Annotated in this window: 16 protein-coding genes and 1 pseudogene; 13 read left to right on the forward strand and 4 right to left on the reverse strand. The window is 66.7% G+C overall.

Features of this window, described 5'->3' with window-relative positions; translation table 11 throughout:
* Nucleotides 1-121: 121 nt before the first annotated feature.
* From trhO to U8L64_RS20320, 5 genes and pseudogenes are all read left to right on the forward strand, one after another.
* Nucleotides 122-1057: an oxygen-dependent tRNA uridine(34) hydroxylase TrhO gene (trhO, locus tag U8L64_RS08380; protein WP_138300118.1), complete on the forward strand. Its 936-nt coding sequence runs from the start codon at nucleotides 122-124 to the stop codon at nucleotides 1055-1057.
* 84 nt (nucleotides 1058-1141) lie between these two features.
* Nucleotides 1142-1774 (forward strand): DsbA family protein, encoded by a 633-nt coding sequence (locus U8L64_RS08385; RefSeq protein ID WP_314019117.1) that lies wholly within the window; start codon nucleotides 1142-1144, stop codon nucleotides 1772-1774.
* Nucleotides 1767-3545 (forward strand): ABC transporter ATP-binding protein, encoded by a 1779-nt coding sequence (locus U8L64_RS08390; RefSeq protein WP_333396085.1) that lies wholly within the window; start codon nucleotides 1767-1769, stop codon nucleotides 3543-3545. Before U8L64_RS08385 ends, U8L64_RS08390 begins: the two co-directional genes overlap by 8 nt.
* A gap of 192 nt (nucleotides 3546-3737) precedes the next feature.
* Nucleotides 3738-4766: pseudogene (locus U8L64_RS20315) on the forward strand (methyl-accepting chemotaxis protein); the annotation flags it as partial.
* A gap of 144 nt (nucleotides 4767-4910) precedes the next feature.
* Complete coding sequence (locus U8L64_RS20320; protein ID WP_442965280.1) at nucleotides 4911-5624, forward strand: methyl-accepting chemotaxis protein; 714 nt, start codon at nucleotides 4911-4913, stop codon at nucleotides 5622-5624.
* A gap of 63 nt (nucleotides 5625-5687) precedes the next feature.
* Here the strand turns inward: U8L64_RS20320 and U8L64_RS08400 are convergent, their stop codons facing one another.
* The gene (locus tag U8L64_RS08400; RefSeq protein WP_333396090.1) at nucleotides 5688-6728 is read right to left on the reverse strand and encodes a metal-dependent hydrolase; all 1041 of its coding nucleotides are present in this window, start codon (nucleotides 6726-6728) and stop codon (nucleotides 5688-5690) included.
* 135 nt (nucleotides 6729-6863) lie between these two features.
* On the opposite strand from U8L64_RS08400, the gene arfB reads away from it, so the two are divergent.
* Nucleotides 6864-7277 carry an alternative ribosome rescue aminoacyl-tRNA hydrolase ArfB gene (gene arfB / locus U8L64_RS08405; RefSeq protein WP_043297169.1) on the forward strand — a complete coding sequence of 138 codons (414 nt, stop codon included), beginning with the start codon at nucleotides 6864-6866 and terminating at the stop codon, nucleotides 7275-7277.
* A 7-nt stretch (nucleotides 7278-7284) separates the two neighbouring features.
* Here the strand turns inward: arfB and U8L64_RS08410 are convergent, their stop codons facing one another.
* The 3 genes from U8L64_RS08410 to U8L64_RS08420 all read right to left on the reverse strand — a co-directional run bounded on the left by U8L64_RS08410 (nucleotide 7285) and on the right by U8L64_RS08420 (nucleotide 11046).
* Entirely contained in the window at nucleotides 7285-8589 is a 1305-nt protein-coding gene (locus tag U8L64_RS08410) for an MFS transporter (protein WP_054093242.1), read from the reverse strand.
* A 165-nt stretch (nucleotides 8590-8754) separates the two neighbouring features.
* The gene (locus U8L64_RS08415; protein ID WP_333396097.1) at nucleotides 8755-10080 is read right to left on the reverse strand and encodes a DUF2254 domain-containing protein; all 1326 of its coding nucleotides are present in this window, start codon (nucleotides 10078-10080) and stop codon (nucleotides 8755-8757) included.
* Between the two features lie 33 nt (nucleotides 10081-10113).
* Complete coding sequence (locus U8L64_RS08420; protein ID WP_333396100.1) at nucleotides 10114-11046, reverse strand: LysR family transcriptional regulator; 933 nt, start codon at nucleotides 11044-11046, stop codon at nucleotides 10114-10116.
* Between the two features lie 124 nt (nucleotides 11047-11170).
* Between U8L64_RS08420 and U8L64_RS08425 the strand changes: the two genes are divergently transcribed.
* The 7 genes from U8L64_RS08425 (at nucleotide 11171) to U8L64_RS08455 (ending at nucleotide 18339) form a co-directional block, all read left to right on the forward strand.
* Nucleotides 11171-11992, forward strand: coding sequence for an FAS1-like dehydratase domain-containing protein (locus U8L64_RS08425; RefSeq protein WP_333396102.1), 822 nt, complete (start codon nucleotides 11171-11173; stop codon nucleotides 11990-11992).
* Between the two features lie 70 nt (nucleotides 11993-12062).
* Nucleotides 12063-13226: an acyl-CoA dehydrogenase family protein gene (locus tag U8L64_RS08430; RefSeq protein ID WP_333396105.1), complete on the forward strand. Its 1164-nt coding sequence runs from the start codon at nucleotides 12063-12065 to the stop codon at nucleotides 13224-13226.
* A 111-nt stretch (nucleotides 13227-13337) separates the two neighbouring features.
* Entirely contained in the window at nucleotides 13338-13742 is a 405-nt protein-coding gene (locus U8L64_RS08435) for a VOC family protein (RefSeq protein WP_333396108.1), read from the forward strand.
* Nucleotides 13739-15091 (forward strand): MmgE/PrpD family protein, encoded by a 1353-nt coding sequence (locus U8L64_RS08440; protein WP_333396111.1) that lies wholly within the window; start codon nucleotides 13739-13741, stop codon nucleotides 15089-15091. The genes U8L64_RS08435 and U8L64_RS08440 overlap by 4 nt, the downstream gene beginning before the upstream one ends.
* Nucleotides 15092-15227: 136 nt before the next feature.
* Nucleotides 15228-16433: a CaiB/BaiF CoA transferase family protein gene (locus tag U8L64_RS08445; RefSeq protein WP_333396115.1), complete on the forward strand. Its 1206-nt coding sequence runs from the start codon at nucleotides 15228-15230 to the stop codon at nucleotides 16431-16433.
* Between the two features lie 20 nt (nucleotides 16434-16453).
* On the forward strand, nucleotides 16454-17281 hold the full coding sequence (locus U8L64_RS08450; protein WP_234302506.1) for an HpcH/HpaI aldolase/citrate lyase family protein: 828 nt from the start codon (nucleotides 16454-16456) through the stop codon (nucleotides 17279-17281).
* Nucleotides 17282-17334: 53 nt separating this feature from the next.
* Entirely contained in the window at nucleotides 17335-18339 is a 1005-nt protein-coding gene (locus U8L64_RS08455; RefSeq protein WP_333396120.1) for a TRAP transporter substrate-binding protein, read from the forward strand.
* The last annotated feature ends 38 nt before the right edge of the window (nucleotides 18340-18377 follow it).

The following is an 18377-nucleotide window of genomic DNA, read 5'->3' on the forward strand; positions in this document are numbered from 1 at the left end:
GGCGAGCGCGCCAGCAGCGACTTGTTTGCTAGAATCCGCACCCCGCGCCGGCTCACGCCGGCGCTTTTGTTTTGCTGTCCCGTCCGCCCTTTGCGAGGGCGACCACCGGAGGAAAATCGGCATGACTGCGAAGATCGTCGTCGCGGCGCTGTACAAGTTCGTCGCTCTGCCGGACTACGTCGCGCTGCGCCAGCCGCTGCTCGACACGCTCACCGCCCACGGCATTCGCGGTACGCTGCTGCTGGCCGAGGAGGGCATCAACGGCACGGTATCCGGCAGTCGCGCGGCGATCGATGCGCTGCTCGCCTGGTTCGCCCGCGACCCACGGCTGGCCGATATCGACCACAAGGAGTCGTACTGCGACGAGCAGCCGTTCTACCGCACCAAGGTCAAGCTGAAGAAGGAAATCGTCACCCTCGGCGTGCCCGGGGTCGATCCCAACCAGCGTGTCGGCACCTACGTCGAACCGAAAGACTGGAACGCGCTGGTCGATGATCCCGAAGTGCTGCTGATCGACACCCGCAACGACTACGAGGTCGCCATCGGCACCTTCGAGGGCGCGGTCGATCCCAAGACCGCCTCCTTCCGCGAGTTTCCCGAGTACATCAAGGCGCATTACGACCCGGGCCGGCACAAGAAGGTGGCGATGTTCTGCACCGGCGGCATCCGCTGCGAGAAGGCGTCGAGCTACATGCTCGGCGAGGGCTTCGAGGAGGTCTATCACCTCAAGGGCGGCATCCTCAAATACCTGGAAGAGGTGCCGGAGGCCGAGAGCCGCTGGCGTGGCGACTGCTTCGTGTTCGACAACCGCGTGACCGTGCGGCACGACCTGTCGGCCGGCGATTTCGACCTCTGCCATGCCTGCCGTCAGCCGATCTCCGTGGAAGACCGGCAGTCCCCGCACTACGCTGCCGGTATCAGCTGCCCGCACTGCTGGGACAGCCTCAGCGAGAAGACCCGTGCCAGCGCTCGCGAACGGCAGAAACAGATCGAACTGGCGCGCCAGCGCAACCAGCCGTCGCCCATCGGCCGCGATCCGCGGCAACCGGACGCATGAACACCGAGGCGCTGGCGGCCTAGTCTGCGCGCCGCGCCGAGATCCGACCGGCCCACCGACATTGACCACCGTCCCGGAGAAACCATGAGCGCTCGACTGATCTACGTGATGGACCCGATGTGTTCCTGGTGCTGGGGCTTCGCGCCGGTGCTGCAGGCGCTGGCCGAGCAGGCGCAGGCGTGCGATGTGCCGCTGACGCTGGTGGTCGGCGGCCTGCGTCGCGAGCGCGCGGCGATGGATCAGACCGGGCGGACACGCACCTTGTCGTACTGGCAGGCGGTCCACGATGCCACCGGTCAGCCGTTCAACTTCGACGCCGGCCTGCCCGAAGGACTGGTCTACGACACCGAGCCGGCCTGCCGCGCGCTGGTGGCGGCGCGCAGCCTGGCGCCGGAGCGCGTCTGGCCGCTGGCGCAACTGATCCAGCAGGCGTTCTATGCCGAGGGGCGCGATGTGACCCTGCCGGCGCAGCTGGTCGAGCTGGCCGAGGCCGCCGGTATCCCGCGTATCGAATTCGCCGAGCGCTTCGACTCGGCGGACAGCCGTGCCGTAACCGAAGGCGACTTCACCTGGGCACAGAACCTCGGCATCGCCGGCTTTCCGACCCTGCTCGCCGAGCGTCACGGCCAGCTGGCGTTGCTGACCAACGGCTATCAACCGCTGGAGCAGCTCGCGCCGCTGCTGGCGCGCTGGCTGGAGCGCAACGCCCATGCCTGACCGGCTCAGCTGGGCGGAGATTCGCCGCCTCGCCCTGCATCATCGCAAGGCGCTGATCCTCGCCAACCTGGTCGCCGTGCTGGCGACGCTGTGCAGTGTGCCGATTCCGTTACTGCTGCCGCTGCTGGTCGACGAAGTGCTGCTGGGACAGGGCGATAGCGCGCTGCGGGTCATGGACCGGCTGCTGCCGGCGGGCTGGCAGACGGCTGCTGGCTACATCGGCCTGATGCTCGCCGTGACGCTGCTGCTGCGCGCCTCGGCGTTGGTGTTCAACGTCCTGCAGGCCCGGCTGTTCGCGCGGCTGTCCAAGGACATCGTCTACCGCATCCGCGTGCGACTGATCGAACGGCTCAAGCGCATCGCCCTGGCCGAGTACGAAAGTCTTGGCGGCGGCACGGTGGCGGCGCACCTGGTCACTGATCTGGAAACCATCGACAAATTCATCGGCGAGACCCTCAGTCGCCTGCTGGTGGCGCTGCTGTCGATCGTCGGCACCGCGGCGATCCTGGTGTGGATGCACTGGCAGCTGGCGCTGCTGATCCTGCTGTTCAACCCGCTGGTGATCTACGCCACGGTGCAGCTGGGCAAGCGTGTCAAACACCTGAAGAAGCTGGAAAACGACAGCACCGCCGGCTTCACCCAGGCGCTGACCGAAACCCTCGACGCGATCCAGGAGGTGCGCGCCGGTAATCGCCAGGGCTTCTTCCTCGGCCGGCTGGGGCTGAAGGCGCGCGAGGTGCGCGATTACGCCGTAGCCTCGCAATGGAAGACCGATGCCTCCAACCGCGCCAGCGGCCTGCTGTTCCAATTCGGCATCGACGTGTTTCGCGCCGCGGCGATGCTCACCGTGCTGTTCTCCGACCTGTCCATCGGCCAGATGCTCGCGGTGTTCAGCTACCTGTGGTTCATGATCGGCCCGGTGGAGCAGCTGCTCAGCCTGCAGTACGCCTACTACGCCGCCGGAGGAGCGCTGACGCGCATCAACCAGCTGCTGGCACGCGCCGACGAACCGCAGTACGCCGGCAGCCAGGACCCGTTCGCCGGGCACGACACCGTGGCCATCGAGGTGCGCGGGCTGCAGTTTTCCTATCAGGACGAGCCGGTACTGGAGGGCTTGGACCTGACCATCGCCGCCGGCGAGAAGGTGGCCATCGTCGGCGCCAGCGGCGGCGGCAAGAGCACGCTGGTGCAGTTGTTGCTGGGGCTGTATCAGCCGCAGGCGGGGGAAATCCGCTTCGGTGGCGTGCCGCTGCCGGACATCGGCCTGAACACCGTGCGCGACAACGTCTCGGTGGTGCTGCAGCATCCGGCGCTGTTCAACGACACGGTGCGTGCCAACCTCTGCATGGGCCGCGAACGCGACGACGCCAGTTGCTGGCGCGCGCTGGAGATCGCCCAGCTGGCCGAGACCGTGCGCCAGCTGCCGCAGGGGCTGGACAGCATCGTCGGCCGCTCCGGCGTGCGCCTGTCCGGTGGGCAGCGCCAGCGCCTGGCGGTGGCGCGGATGGTGCTGGCCGAGCCCAAGGTGGTGATCCTCGACGAAGCCACCTCGGCGCTGGATGCGGCCACCGAATATGCGCTGCATCAGCAGCTGGCACGTTTCCTCGAGGGCCGCACCACGCTGATCATCGCCCACCGCCTGTCGGCGGTTAAGCAGGCCGACCGCGTGCTGGTGTTCGATGGCGGGCGCATCGCCGAGCAGGGCGAGCATCGCCAGCTGATCGCCGAGGGCGGGCTCTACGCCAGGCTCTACGGCGATCTGCAGCATTGACGGGACGCCCGCAGTCCGGCTGTCTGGCCGCCAGTCGCCTGGCGCCAAAAAAATCTAATTATTTACTCAACTATTAGTAAGCTCGGCCGACTTGCACTCCGTGCCTGACCAAACGGAAGTTCTCTGATGCGATCGCTTACCCAACTCTTCACTCATCTGTCCGTCGGTAAGAAGCTGGCTCTCGGTTTCGGCATGGTGCTGCTGCTGACCCTCGCCGTGGCGGCCACCGGCTTTGTTGCGGTAGACGCCACCGTGGCGCGTTCGCAGCAGATCAGCCAGGTGGCGCAGATCAACGCCGATATCCTCGACGCCCGTGGGCTGGAGCGCGATTACGCGCTGACCCGCCAGGAGCAGTCAGCCACCGCGCTTGGCGAGGTGCTGGGAAAACTGAATCGCGAGCTGGATGCCCTGGCGGCGCACGCCGGCACGGCCGAGCAGGCCAACCTGCAGCAGATTCGCCAGGCCGCGCAGGAATACGGCCGGCTGTTCGACCAGTATCGCCAGCTGATTATCCGTGGCGCCGAGCTGCGCGTGCGTATGGGCACGGCGGCGCAGACCAGCCGCGAAGAGTTCGAGTTCATCGAGCTGGACATGTACGACGCCGTGCGGGCGCTGCGTCTGGAGGGGGATCGTCTGAAAGGCAGCGATCCGCTGACTGTCGCCGAGGCCACCTCGGGGCTGACCAAGAACATCCTCGACCTGCGTACCCAGGAGAACGCCTACGTCGCCACCAGCGCCGAGGAGAACGCCCGCAACTGGCAATCGCTGCACACCGATGTCGTCACCATCGGCAGCAACCTGAAGATCTGGCTGAACGACGAGCAGAAAACCTCGATGGATACCGCGCTCGCCGAGCTGGAGGCCTATCGCCAAGCGTTCGACGAGTTCCGTGCGAACCGCGGCAAGCGCCTCGACGTGGAGCAGCAGATGGCTGAGCAGTCGCGCGTGGTGATCGCGGCCGCCGAGCAGACGCTGGCGGCCGCCACCGAGCAGATGCACGCGCAGCGCGCGAGCACCTACCTGCTGTTGGCGGTGATCGGTGCACTGGCGATTCTCATCGGCCTGCTCGCCGCGGCGGGCATCTCGCGGATGATCGTCGTGCCGCTGCGCCACACCGTGCAGCAGGCGCAGCGGGTGGCTTCTGGCGATCTCACCCAGTCGCAGGCCAGCCAACGCGGCGACGAGCTGGGCCAGCTGCAGAACGCCATGCACGACATGACCGACAGCCTGCGCACGCTGATCGGCCGCATCGGCGGCGGCGTCAGCCAGATCGCCGCAGCGGCCGAACAGCTGTCGGCCGTCACCGCGCAGACCAGCGCCGGTGTGGAGCGCCAGCGCGAGGAAACCGATCAGGTCGCCACCGCCATGAACGAAATGGCCGCCACCGTGCAGGAAGTGGCGCAGAACGCCGAGCAGGCCTCGTTCGCCGCGCGGCAGGCCGACCAGCAGTCACGCCAGGGCGACCAGGTGGTGCGCAGCGCCATCGACGGCATCGGCAACCTGTCTACGGAGGTCGAGCAGTCGGCGCGTGCCATCGAGGAGTTGAACAGTGAGAGCGGGCGCATCGGCAGCGTGCTCGAGGTGATCCGCGCGGTAGCCGAGCAAACCAACCTGCTGGCGCTCAACGCCGCCATTGAGGCCGCGCGTGCCGGCGAGCAGGGGCGCGGCTTTGCCGTGGTCGCCGACGAGGTGCGCGCGCTGGCGCGACGCACGCATGACTCCACCGAGGAGATCGAGGGGCTGATCGGCAATCTGCAGCGCGTCGCGCGCCAGGCTGTCGAGCAGATGGAAACCAGCCGTGGCCTGACCCAGAGCACCGTCGAGCTGGCCAACGAAGCGGGCGCGGCGCTGGGCCGGATTACCGAGTCGGTGTCGACCATCGAGCAGATGAATCAGCAGATCGCCGCCGCCGCCGAGGAGCAAAGTGCGGTCGCGGAGAACATTTCCGAGAGTGTCACCCGTGTGCGCGACATCGGCGAGCAGAGCGCCAGCGCCAGCGAACAGACCGCCGCCGCCAGCGCCGAACTGGCGCGTCTGGGGGGCGAGTTGCAGGCGCTGGTCCGGCAGTTCCGTATCTGACACCTGGCCGCTCAGCCAAACCGACCCCGGCCGCGCGCCGGGGTTTTTGTTCGTGGCGGATGCTCAGCGCTGGCCGAGGTCGGCCGCCCAGGCCTGTAGCGGTACTTCGGGATGCTGCTGCCAGATACGTCGCCAGAGCACTTCCAGCCGCGCCAGGTCGCCACGCTCGGCGGGGAGCCGCTCGGCCTCATGCAGCAGCGTCCAGCCGCTGCCGTTGCGTTCGGCCAGGGGGAAGCGGAAGGGGTGATAGCCGGTCATGCCCAGGCGCAAGTCGGTGACCAGCAAGCGTCCGTCCTCCTCGTCGTAGCGTAGAAAACCGCCGCTGAACCATTGCAGGCGCGCGTGCTGTGGCGAATCGGCCAGCACCTGCGCCAGGGGCTCGCCGCGCGGCAGGCTCACGAACTGCGGCGGCGCGTCATCGAACCAGCCGACCAGTGCCTCGTGGTACTGCGCACCGTCAATCAGGATCACCCGCCAGAGCAGGCTGTTGAACGGCGTGGGCGTGCTGAACAGCCGTTCGGCCTGGATACCCGCGCTGGCCATCGCCCTCTCGACCCGTTGCTCGGCTATCTGCTTGCCGGCGACGGTGAAGCCCAGATACAGCGAAGACAACAGCAGCGCCGCCGCCGGCCAGCGCGCGGCACGCCCGCGCAGGCCGAACAGACCGCCGACCAGCACCGCCAGCAGCAGCGGAACGCTGTACAGCGGATCGATGATGAACACGCTCGACCAGGCGATCGGCGGTGTCGGCAACGGCCACAGCAATTGCGTGCCGTAGCTGGTGAACGCATCGAGCAGCACATGGGTGAGCAGTACCAGCCACAGCGTGAGTAGCAGGCGCGTGCCGGAATAGCCGGCGTCCGGGCGCCAGCGGCGTATCAATGCCGTCAGCAGCAGGGCGACGGCGCTGACCACGAACAGCGAATGGCTGAAACCGCGGTGATAGGTCATGTTGGCCACCGCATCGCCGTAGTCGATGACTACGTCGAGATCCGGCAGGGTGCCGAGCGCGGCGCCATACAGCAGCGCCTTGCGGCCCTGCCAGCGGCCGAGCAGGGCCGCCTGCACGCTGGCGCCGAGTACCGCCTGGGTGATCGAGTCCATCAAATAATTCCGTACGCGAGGTGGATTACCTTAGCCGAAACCCCGGCGCGCTTTGCCGGCCAATTGTGTTCAAACCTGTCCGTGACGGCGCGCGCGTAGGACAATCGCCGCGACTCCCGATTGCGCGAAGGTCCCATGCTGGAAATCTCCAACGCCGTGCAGCTGCCGGATGCCGAGATCGAGTTCACCGCAATTCGCGCCCAGGGCGCCGGTGGGCAGAACGTCAACAAGGTATCCAGTGCGCTGCACCTGCGTTTCGACATCAAGGCTTCGTCGCTGCCGGCGTTCTACCAGGAACGCCTGCTGGCGCTGCGCGACAGCCGCATCACCGCCGATGGCGTGATCGTCATCAAGGCCCAGCGCTATCGCACGCAGGAGCTGAACCGTGCCGATGCGCTCGAACGGCTCGCCGAGCTGATTCGCAGCGTCGCCAAGGTCGAGAAGGCGCGCCGCCCGACGCGGCCCACGCTGGGCTCGAAGACGCGCCGGCTGGAGGGCAAGAGCAAACGCGGTGCGATCAAGGCCGGGCGCGGCAAGGTGGATTACTGAAGCGCCATCAGGTGCCGGTGCGTTGCTCCGCCGGCGGCTCTTCGGGTGGCAGATCGTCCAGAGGCTCCTCGCTGAGCGGTTCGGCAGGCACGCTTTCCGGCGCATCGGGCATCAGCTCCATCACCGTGGGGCTGGTGCGCAGCATCGGCGTGAAGTGGCCGTGCGGTTCGGTGACCAGATCGATGACCTTGCGCGGACGATAGAAGGCGTAGAACGCCAGAACGCCGAGCGACACCGTGTAGAACAGCGGCAGCGCCACCGGGCCGGCCAGGTGCATCAGGCCGCCGGCGATCACTGGGCCGAGCGCCGCGCCGAAGCCGTTGACCAGCAGCAGGCCGCTGGAGCCGGAGAGAATCTCGTCCGGGTTGAGGTGGTCGACCATCTGCGCGACGGCGATGGAATAGATCGAAAACGCCAGCCCGCCCCAGACGAACATTACTCCCAGCAACACCGGGCCGGCGTCGAGCAGCGCCAGGCCGAGCGGCAACGCTGCGGCCAGCGTGACTACCCAGAGCAGCACGCTGCGCCGCTCGAAGCGGTCGGACAGCAGTCCGATCGGCCATTGCAGCAGCGCGCCGCCGAGAATGGTCACGCTCATCATCAGGCCGATGCCGGCGTCATCGAAGCCGACCTGCCCCGCATAGACCGGAGCCAGCCCCCAGAACCCGCCCAGACAGAAGCCCGAGATGCCGGCCGCCATCAACGGCAGCGGGGCGATGCGCGCCAGTTGCAGCAGGTCGGTCGGCGGCACGTCCGGCAGTGCCGGTTGCGGTTGGCGGGTGAGGGTGATCGGCATCATCGCCGCGCCGATGAGGATGGTCGCCACGGCGAACAGGGTGAATTCCATCGGGCTGTCGAGCCCCAGCAACTGCTGCGCCGCCGCCAGCGAACCGAGGTTGACCGCCATGTACACCGCGAACACCTGGCCGCGCTTCTCGCCGCTGACCTGCGCGTTCAGCCAGCTCTCGATGACCATGTACAGCGTCACCAGCGCGACCCCGTACATCACCCGCAGCACCAGCCACACCCAGGGATTGACGATCAGCACGTGCAGCAGCACGGCGGTCGCCGCCAGCGCGGCGTAGAAGGAAAACGTGCGGATGTGGCCGATACGCCGGATCAGCGAGGGCGCGAGCCAGGTGCCGATCAGGAAGCCGCCGAAATAGCCGGACATCAGCAGGCCGACCATGCCGGTCGAATAGCCCTCGGCGATGCCGCGTAGCGTCAGCAGGGTGTTGAGCAGACCGTGCCCGAGCAGCAGCAAGGCCACGCCGCCGAGCAGCGAACTGATGGGAGCGATCAAGGACTTCATGGGCGACACCCTAGGCAACGAAATCGGCTAAGGCAAGTTTCGGTACGCCGGCCCTGGGCCTGCGAAACCTCGTAACCTGCTGATTGGAAAGTAGAAAATCGATTGGGTGGGGTGGCTCATCGCAACACACCGCTCCCTGTGTTGCTGTTGGGCAGCAGCAAACGCTCAGGATTCCCGCAGCAGCGCGCGCGACAGCGGCTCGGCATGACGTACCGCCTGGTTCAGTGACTGCACCGCCTCGGCCATCGCCTGGCGATCCAGCGCGCCGGACAGGGTGATCGATGCCTGTTCGACAACCGCTTCGGCGTGGCGCAGCAGGACACGCTCGGTGGCGCTGTTGCCGGCGGCGTACAGTAGATTCTTGCAGGCCTGCAGCAGCGTCATCAGTACCTGCAGGTCGTTGCTGCCGTAGCGGCGCAGGGGGCCGAACGCCAGCTGCAGCATGGCGTCCAGCTCCAGCTCGCGGATGAACAGGCGCGGCTGGCCCTCGATCGGGGCGACTTCGTGGTTGGGCAGGGGCATGCGCTCGGCCAAGAGCACGCCAAGCATGTCGATCGCCTTGATCGCCGTGCCCGGGTCGTTGATGCCCGGGCTCAAGGCGCGGATGGCGATCTCGACGATCTGCTTGAAGCCGAAGAAGAAGTGTCGGTGGGCGTACTCTTCGACATAGAAGTCGAAGCAGTCCAGCAGCCGGCTCACGCAGTCTTCGTCCAGCTCGCGGTCCAGGCGGATCAGCGGGTGGCCCGGCATGACGAAAAAGCCGTAATGCACCTGGATCGTCATGTGCGCGTTCTGCTCTTCCAGCAGCGCCTGCGCCGCAGAGACGTTCAGCGCCTTGAAGTAGCCCGAACGTCGCGCGCGGATCGTCGTCCAGCGGCTGTCGTCGGGCCAGGGAATCACGTCGCGGTCGTCAAGCTGGCGGCGTCTGGCGTGGAGCTGGCCGAGGGTCTGCTTGTAGACCCGGTTGAGGATGTAGTCGACCTGGATCGACAGCGAAATCGAGCGGATGAAGTAGATGAACAGGCACAGGCAGATCACGCCCAGAAAGAGCGCCAGGAAGACGCCCAGACTCGGCACATTGATGTCGTCGCCTTCCTGAATGGTGGAAATGAGCATCAGCGAACCGATGATCGTGCCGAGATAGACGCCGAGCACCAGCTGATGACTGCGGCTGCTGATCAGCCCGGGAATGACCCGCGGCGACAGTGAGGAGGCGGCCGAGTTGAGCACCACCATGACCATCGAGAAGCTGAACACCATCAGCGAGATGATTCCGCCGACCAGGGTGCCGAGTATCAGCCGGGCGTTCTCGGCGTTCTTCACCACGCCAAGTTCGAGCTGTTCCTTGTAGGGCTGCAGCCAGGTCAGCTCCAGCACGATGGTGATCAGGCACAGGCAGGCCAGGCCCAGGGCGATAAGCGTCGGGTAGAAGGCGATGCTGCCGATGACTCGGTGATACAGGCGAAACAGCCTGTTGGTCAGTGCGGACATGTCAGCTCCCTGCAGAGGTTCGGCGATGCGAGCCTAACCGCCGTTCGGCAGCAAAGGCCGGGCAACGTTCGTTTCGGCGGCTACATTGGGCGCCAGGGTAGCGATCAGGGCCCGCACCGAACCGGGCAGGGCGTCCAGCTCGCGCACCAGGATGCTGCGTTCGCGCACCGCCCAAGGCTCGTCGAGCTGCACCAGCGCCAGCTGCATGGTGCGGCTGTGCCGGCGCGCGGCGGATTCGGGAATGATGCCGATGCCGACACCGGCCTCGATCATCCGGCACACCGCCTCGAAGCTCGACACCTGGATGCGCAACGACAGCTGACCGCCGAGTTTTTCCACCTGATCGCGCAGGAAGGTCAGCAGCGTGCTGCCTTCGTGCAGGCCGATGTGCTGGTAGGCCAGGGTCTGGCGCAGGGTCAGGTTCGATTCGCCGGCCAGCGGATGGCCGACCGGCACCGCCAGCAGCAGGCGGTCGGTGCTGAAGTGCAGCACCTGCAAACCTTCGGCGCGCACCGGGCCGGCGATGATGCCCATGTCGGTGCTGCCGTCGAGCACACCACGGACGATGTCGCGGCTCAGCCGTTCCTGCAGGTCCACCGTGACGCCGGGGCGCTCGGCAAGAAAACCGGCCAGCACTTCCGGCAGGAATTCGGTCACCGCCGTGGTGTTGGCGAAGATGCGGATGTGGCCGGCCGAATCGGTGCCGTATTCGGTGAACTCGCTTTTCAGATAGTCCACCTGACGCATGATCAGCCGCGCGTGCTGCAGCAGCTTCTGCCCGGCCGGCGTCAGCTCCACCCCGCGACTGTCGCGATACAGCAGGCGACTGTCGAGCTGGCTTTCCAGCGCCTTGATCCGCGCGCTGGCCGCCGCCGGTGAGAGGTGCGCGCGGCGGGCGCCTTGAGTGAGGCTGGGCGATTCGGCGATATGGATGAACAGGCGCAGATCGGCCAGATCGAAATGCATGGACGAGCCTCGTACGGTGATTGGCGTTCAGCTTAGCCGAACGCGGGTGTCGAAAAATACAAATTCCCGGAACGCGGCCAGCGGAGCATCCTCCGGCAAAACAAGACAACAACCGGACAGCGCAATGACCGATATTTCCGCCTGGATAGGCCGCACCGAAGAAGTCCACGACCAGCTCAGCCGCAACCTGCTGATGCGCATCGCCGCCACGCTCGGCGAGAAGACGCCGGCGCACGGCGAGGCTCTGCCGCCGCTGTGGCAGTGGTGCTTCTTCCAGGAGCCGGTGTTCGAGAACGGCCTCGGCGAAGACGGCCATCCGGCGCGCGGCGGCTTCCTGCCACCGGCCGCCGACCGCAACCGCATGTGGGCCGGCGGCCGGGTCGAGTTCCTCCGTCCGCTGGAGGCCGGCGGCGAGGCAAGGCGGGTTTCCACCATCAAGCACATCGAGGAGAAGCACGGCCGCACCGGCGCGTTGCTGTTCGTCACCGTGCAGCACGACTACCTGCAGGACGGCCGCCTGGCCATCCGCGAGGAGCAGGACATCGTCTACCGCGAGCCGAGCCCGCCGAAGACCAGCAGTGGCGAACCCATGGTCGCCGGTGGCTGGCGCGAGGCGGTCACACCGACCCCGACTCTGCTGTTCCGCTATTCGGCGGTCACCTTCAACGGCCACCGCATCCACTACGACTGGCCCTACGTCACCGAGACCGAAGGCTATGCGGGGCTGGTGGTGCACGGCCCGCTGATCGCCACCCTCAATCTGCGCGCGTTCTGCCGCGCCAATCCCGAGGCCCGCCTGCGCCGCTTTGCCTACCGCGGTGTGCGGCCGCTGATCGCGCCGCAGCCGTTCGAGGTGGGCGGGCGCATCGTCGCGCCGGGCCAGGCCGAACTCTGGGCCAGCGACCACAACGGCCTGGCGCAGAAGGCCGAAGTGGAATTCGACTGAATCGTAGGGTGGATAACGGCGCAGCCTTATCCACCGTTGAGGCCGCGTGCCGCACAAGCGAGAAACCGAGATGACCCCGAACAAGACCGAAGAACTGAATTTCATCCGCGAAGGCGTGCGCGCCCTCTGCACCGAATTTCCCGCCGAATACTGGCGCAAGATCGATGAGGAAAAGGGCTTCCCGGAAGCCTTCGTCACCGCCATGACCGAGGCGGGCTGGCTGTCGGCGATGATCCCGGAAGAATACGGCGGCTCCGGCCTGGGTCTGGCCGAGGCCTCGGTGATCCTCGAGGAGGTCAACCGTTGCGGCGGCAACTCCGGGACCATCCACGGGCAGATGTACAACATGTTCACCCTGCTCAGAAACGGCAGCGAGGAGCAGAAACGCTACTACCTGCCGAAGCTGGCCAGCGGCGAGCTGCGCCTGCAGTCCATGGGCGTCACCGAGCCGACCACCGGCACCGACACCACCAAGATCAAGACCACGGCGGTGAAGAAGGGCGACAAGTACGTCATCAACGGGCAGAAGGTATGGATCTCGCGCATCCAGCATTCCGACCTGATGATCCTGCTGGCACGCACCACGCCGCTGGCCGAGGTGCAGCGCAAGTCCGAGGGCATGTCGATCTTCCTCGTCGACCTGCGCGAGGCCATCGGCAACGGCCTGACCGTGCAGCCGATCGCCAACATGGTCAACCACGAGACCAACGAGCTGTTCTTCGACAACCTGGAAATCCCCGCCAGCAGCCTGATCGGCGAGGAGGGCAAGGGCTTTCGCTACATCCTCGACGGTCTGAATGCCGAGCGCACGCTGATCGCCGCCGAGTGCATCGGCGATGGTCGCTGGTTCGTCGAGAAGTCCGCGCAGTACGCCCGCGACCGTGTGGTATTCGGCCGGCCCATCGGGCAGAACCAGGGCGTGCAGTTTCCCATCGCCGAAGCGCATATCGAGATCGAGGCCGCCGACCTGATGCGCTGGCGCGCCTGCGAGGAATACGACGCCGGTCGCAATGCCGGGGCGGCGGCCAACATGGCCAAGTACCTGGCGGCCAAGGCCAGCTGGGAGGCCGCCAACGCCTGCCTGCAGACCCACGGCGGCTTCGGCTTCGCCAACGAATACGACGTCGAGCGCAAATTCCGCGAGACGCGGCTGTACCAGGTGGCGCCGATCTCCACCAACCTGATCCTGTCGTACGTGGCCGAGCACCTGCTCGAGCTGCCGCGCTCGTTCTAACGGAGCCGAACGTAGGGTGGAAAACGGCGAAGCCTTTTCCACGCGTACCAAACAGGCGACACAGGTGGAAATGCTTCGCGATTTCCACCCTACGAAAGAGGGACGTGCGTCATGAATATCAGCCATCTCGACCACTTGGTGCTGACCGTTGCCGATATCGAGACTTCGGTGGACTTCTACACCCGCGTGCTCGGCATGCAGGCGGTGACCTTCGGCGAAGGGCGCAAGGCGCTGGCCTTCGGCAACCAGAAGATCAACCTGCACCAGGCCGGGCGCGAATTCGAGCCCAAGGCCGAGCGGCCGACGCCGGGTTCGGCGGACCTCTGCTTCATCGTTGCCACACCGCTGGCCGAGGTGATCGCACACCTTCAGGCGCAGCAGGTCGCCATCGTCGAAGGTCCGGTGCAACGCACCGGCGCGACCGGACCGATCCGCTCGGTGTACCTGCGCGACCCCGACCAGAACCTCATCGAACTGTCCAATCCGTTAGAGAATCCGCTGGAGCCCAACGCATGAGCCAGCACACCCGTGCCCTGACCGAATTCCTCGCCGGGCTCGCCTACGAGCAGATCCCCGAACCGGTGCTCGCCCGCACCGAAGACCTCTTTCTCGATTGGCTCGGCTCGGCCCTGGCCAGCGCCGGCTCGCATCCGATTCCGCTGTTCGAGCGTTACGCGCAGAAGATGGGTCCGGCCGAAGGACCGGCGCGCATTCTGGTCAACGGCCAGAGCAGCTCGGCCTATTTCGCCGCGCTGGTGAATGCCGCCAGCTCGCACCTGGTGGAGCAGGACGACCTGCACAACAGCTCCGTGCTGCACCCGGCCACGGTGGTCTTCCCGGCCGCGCTGGCGGCGGCGCAGGATTTGGGCAAGTCCGGCCGTGAGTTGCTGGTGGCCTCGGTGGCCGGCTACGAGGCGGGCATCCGTATCGGCGAATTCCTCGGCCGCTCGCATTACCGCATCTTCCACACCACCGCGACGGTCGGCACCCTGGCCGCGGCGGTGGCCGTTGGCAAGTTGATGGATTTCGACCAGGAGCAGTTTACCCATCTGCTCGGCAGCGCCGGTACGCAAGCGGCGGGGCTGTGGGAGTTTCTCCGTGACGCGGCGGACTCCAAGCAGCTGCACACCGCCAAAGCGGCGGCTGATGGCCTGCTCGCCGCCTACCTGACCGCCGATGGCCTGACCGGCGCGCAGAACATTCTCGAAGGCGAGCAGGGCATGGCGGCGGGCATGTCCCGCGATGCCGAGCCGAGCAAGCTGTCCGACCGGCTCGGCACGCGCTGGGCGCTGGCGGAAACCTCGTTCAAGTTCCACGCCTCCTGCCGGCATACCCACCCGGCGGCCGATGCGCTGCTGGCGCTGATGCAGCGCGAGGGGCTCGGGGCCGATGACATCGCCTCGGTCACCACCCGCGTGCACCAGGGCGCGATCGACGTGCTCGGCCGCGTGACGGTGCCGCAGACGGTGCATCAGGCCAAATTCTCCATGGGCACCGTGCTGGGGCTGATCGCCCTGTACGGCAAGGCCGGCCTGACCGAATTCCACAGCCATGCGCTCAGCGACCCGCGCGTCGGCGAGTTCCGCGAGAAGGTCTCGATGACGCTCGATCCCGAGGTGGACGGCGCCTACCCGGCACGCTGGCTCGGTCGCGTCGAAGTGACCACCGCCGATGGCCGCACGCTGCACGGCGCCATCGACGAGCCGAAGGGCGACCCGGGCAACACGCTGAGCCGCGCCGAGCTGGAGGACAAGTTCCGCCGCCTGCTGCAGTTCTCCGGCGCACGCAGCGATGACGAGGCGGGCGTGCTGATCGACACGGTCTGGGGGCTGCGCGAGCTGCAGCGGCTGGACGCGCTGGCCTGAACGTAGGGTGGAAACGACCGCAGGTCTTTTCCACCGGTGGGCACGCTGCCCGGCACAGATGCCGCAAGGACTTGAACAAACGCGTGGAAATGGCTGCGCCGATTTCCGCCCTACGCCGAACTTGCAGGAACCGAACATGAACGACACCACTGCCAAACCCCGCCCACTCGATGGCATCACCGTGGTCAGTCTCGAGCACGCCATCGCCGCGCCGTTCTGCACGCGCCAGCTGGCGGACCTCGGTGCGCGGGTAATCAAGGTCGAGCGACCCGGTGCCGGCGATTTCGCCCGCGGCTATGACGAGCGCGTCGACGGCCTGGCTTCGCATTTCGTCTGGACCAACCGCTCCAAGGAAAGCCTGACCCTCGACGTGAAACAGGACGCCGCTACGCAGGTGCTCGACCAGCTCCTGGCCAAGGCCGACGTGCTGGTGCAGAACCTCGCGCCCGGTGCCGCGGCGCGCATGGGCCTGTCGTTCGAGGCACTGCACGAACGCTTCCCGCGGCTGATCGTCTGCGACATCTCCGGCTACGGCGAGGGCGGCCCGTACGAGCAGAAGAAAGCCTATGACCTGCTGATCCAGAGCGAGGGCGGCTTCCTCTCCGTCACCGGTGGGCCAGGTGAGACCGAGATGGCCAAGGCCGGTTGCTCCATCGCCGATATCGCCGCCGGCATGTACGCCTACACCGGCGTGCTTTCGGCGCTGATGCTGCGCGACAAGACGGGCGAGGGCAGCCGCGTCGACGTTTCCATGCTCGAAAGCCTGGTGGAGTGGATGGGCTACCCGTTGTATTACGCCTACAAGGGCGCGACGCCGCCGCCGCGTGCCGGCGCCGCCCACGCCACCATCTACCCCTACGGCCCGTTCCCCACCGGCGACGGCGGCACGGTGATGCTCGGCCTGCAGAACGAGCGCGAGTGGCTGGCGTTCTGCCACAAGGTCCTGCTGCAGCCGGAGCTGGCGCAGGACGAGCGCTTCTCCAGCAACGCTCGGCGTTCGGAGAATCGCACCGAATTGCGTGCACTTATCGTCGAGGCGTTCAGCCACCTGAGCGCCGAAGAGGTGATCGCCCGGCTGGATGCCGCGCCCATCGCCAACGCGCACGTCAACGACATGGCCGGCGTCTGGGCGCATCCGCAGCTCAAGGCGCGTGAGCGCTGGAGCGAGGTGGACAGCCCGGCCGGTCGCCTGCCTGCGCTGCTGCCGCCGGGACGCAACAGTGCCTTCGCCCCGCGCATGGACCCCATCCCCGCACTGGGCCAGCACACCGACGCGCTGCTGAGCGAACTCGGCTACGCGCCGGGCGATATCCAGCGCCTGCACGAGCAGGGCGCGGTATGAGCGTGCCCAGGAGCCAGCCCATGAACTCATCGATCATCCGTAGCGCGCTGTTCGTCCCGGCGACCCGCCCGGAGCGCATTTCCAAGGCGCTGGCGAGCGGCGCCGACGCGGTCATCGTTGACCTTGAAGACGCCGTGGCGGAAAGCCTCAAGGCCGAGGCACGTGGCAACCTCGAAGCCTTTCTCGCCGCCACTCCGGACGCACGCGTGCTGGTGCGCATCAATGCGCCGACGCATCCCGAGCAGGCCGCCGACCTGGCGCTCTGCGCACACTATCCCGGCGTCGCTGGCGTGCTGCTGCCGAAAGTGGAAAGCGCGGTGCAGGTGGCGTTGGCGACCGGCTGCGGCAAGCCGGTGTGGCCGATCATCGAGAGCGCGCGCGGGCTGGCGCATCTGGCGGAAATCGCCCACGCCCACGGCGTCGAGCGGCTGTCGTTCGGCTCACTGGACCTGGGGCTGGACCTCGGCCTGGCCAGCGGCAGCGCAGCGGCCGAGCGGATTCTCGATCAGGCACGTTACGCGCTGCTGCTGCAGTCGCGTCTGGCCGGGCTGGCCGCACCGCTGGACAGTGTCTTCCCCGACATCAAGAACCTGCACGGCCTCGCCCAGGCAGTAGCCGATGCCCGCGACATGGGCTTCGGCGGGCTGCTGTGCATCCATCCCGGCCAAATCGCCGTGGTGCATGAAACGCTGATGCCCAGCGCCGCCGAACTCGACTGGGCACACCGCATCCTCGCCGCCGGCGCCAGTGGCGACGGGGTCTTCGTAGTAGACGGACAGATGGTCGATGCCCCCGTCATCGGCCGCGCCCGTCGCCTGCTGCAACGTGCCGGGCAAGCGGTTCCCTGACCGCGCCCATCAAGGCAAACGTACCAACCGACAAAAACAAAAGAGGTACCACCATGCTGAAAACCACACTCAAGGCGCTTGCGTGCGCTTTGTCCCTGAGCGCTGCCGGCCTCGTGCAGGCTGCCGAGACCGCGTCCGCTCCCATCACCATCAAATTCGCCCATGTGGTGGCGGACAACACACCGAAGGGGCAGGGCGCCCTGCTGTTCAAGAAACTCGCCGAGGAACGCCTGCCGGGCAAGGTGAAGGTCGAGGTCTACCCGAACTCCTCGCTGTTCGGCGACGGCAAGGAAATGGAGGCCCTGCTGCTCGGCGACGTGCACATGCTGGCGCCGTCGCTGGCCAAGTTCGAGCATTACGCCAAGGCCATCCAGATCTATGACCTGCCGTTCCTGTTCGACGACCTGGCGTCAGCCGATCGTTTCCAGAGCGGCCCGCAGGGCAAGGCACTGCTGCGCGCGATGGAGGACAAGAACATCACCGGCCTGGCCTACTGGCACAACGGCATGAAGCAGCTTTCGGCGAACAAGCCGCTGCGCGAGCCGAAGGATGCCCGCGGGCTGAAGTTCCGCGTACAGGCCTCGGCAGTGCTCGACGAGCAGTTCAAGGCGGTGCGCGCAAACCCCCGCAAGATGAGTTTCGCCGAGGTCTACCAGGGCTTGCAGACCGGCGTGGTCAACGGCACCGAGAACACCTGGTCGAACTACGAAAGCCAGAAGGTGCACGAGGTCCAGCCTTACATGACCGCCTCCGACCACGGCCTGATCGACTACATGGTGATCACCAACACCAAGTTCTGGAACGGCCTGCCGGAAGACGTGCGCGGCGAGCTGGAAACGATCATGGAAGAGGTCACCGCTGAGGTGAACCGTCAGGCCGACGACCTCAACCAGCAGGCGCGCCAGGCCATCGCCGCCTCCGGCAAGACCGAGATCATCGAGCTGACCCCCGAGCAGCGCGCCAAATGGCGCGAGGCGATGCAGCCGGTGTGGAAGAAATTCGAGGGTGATATCGGTGCCGAGCTGATCGAAGCGGCGCAGGCGGCCAACCGCTCCTGAGCCTCCAAAGGCACCAAGCGGCGGAGAACGAACGGGTC

The sequence above is a fragment of the Pseudomonas sp. FIP_A4 genome (assembly GCF_036701605.1).
GTDB lineage: Bacteria > Pseudomonadota > Gammaproteobacteria > Pseudomonadales > Pseudomonadaceae > Stutzerimonas > Stutzerimonas phenolilytica.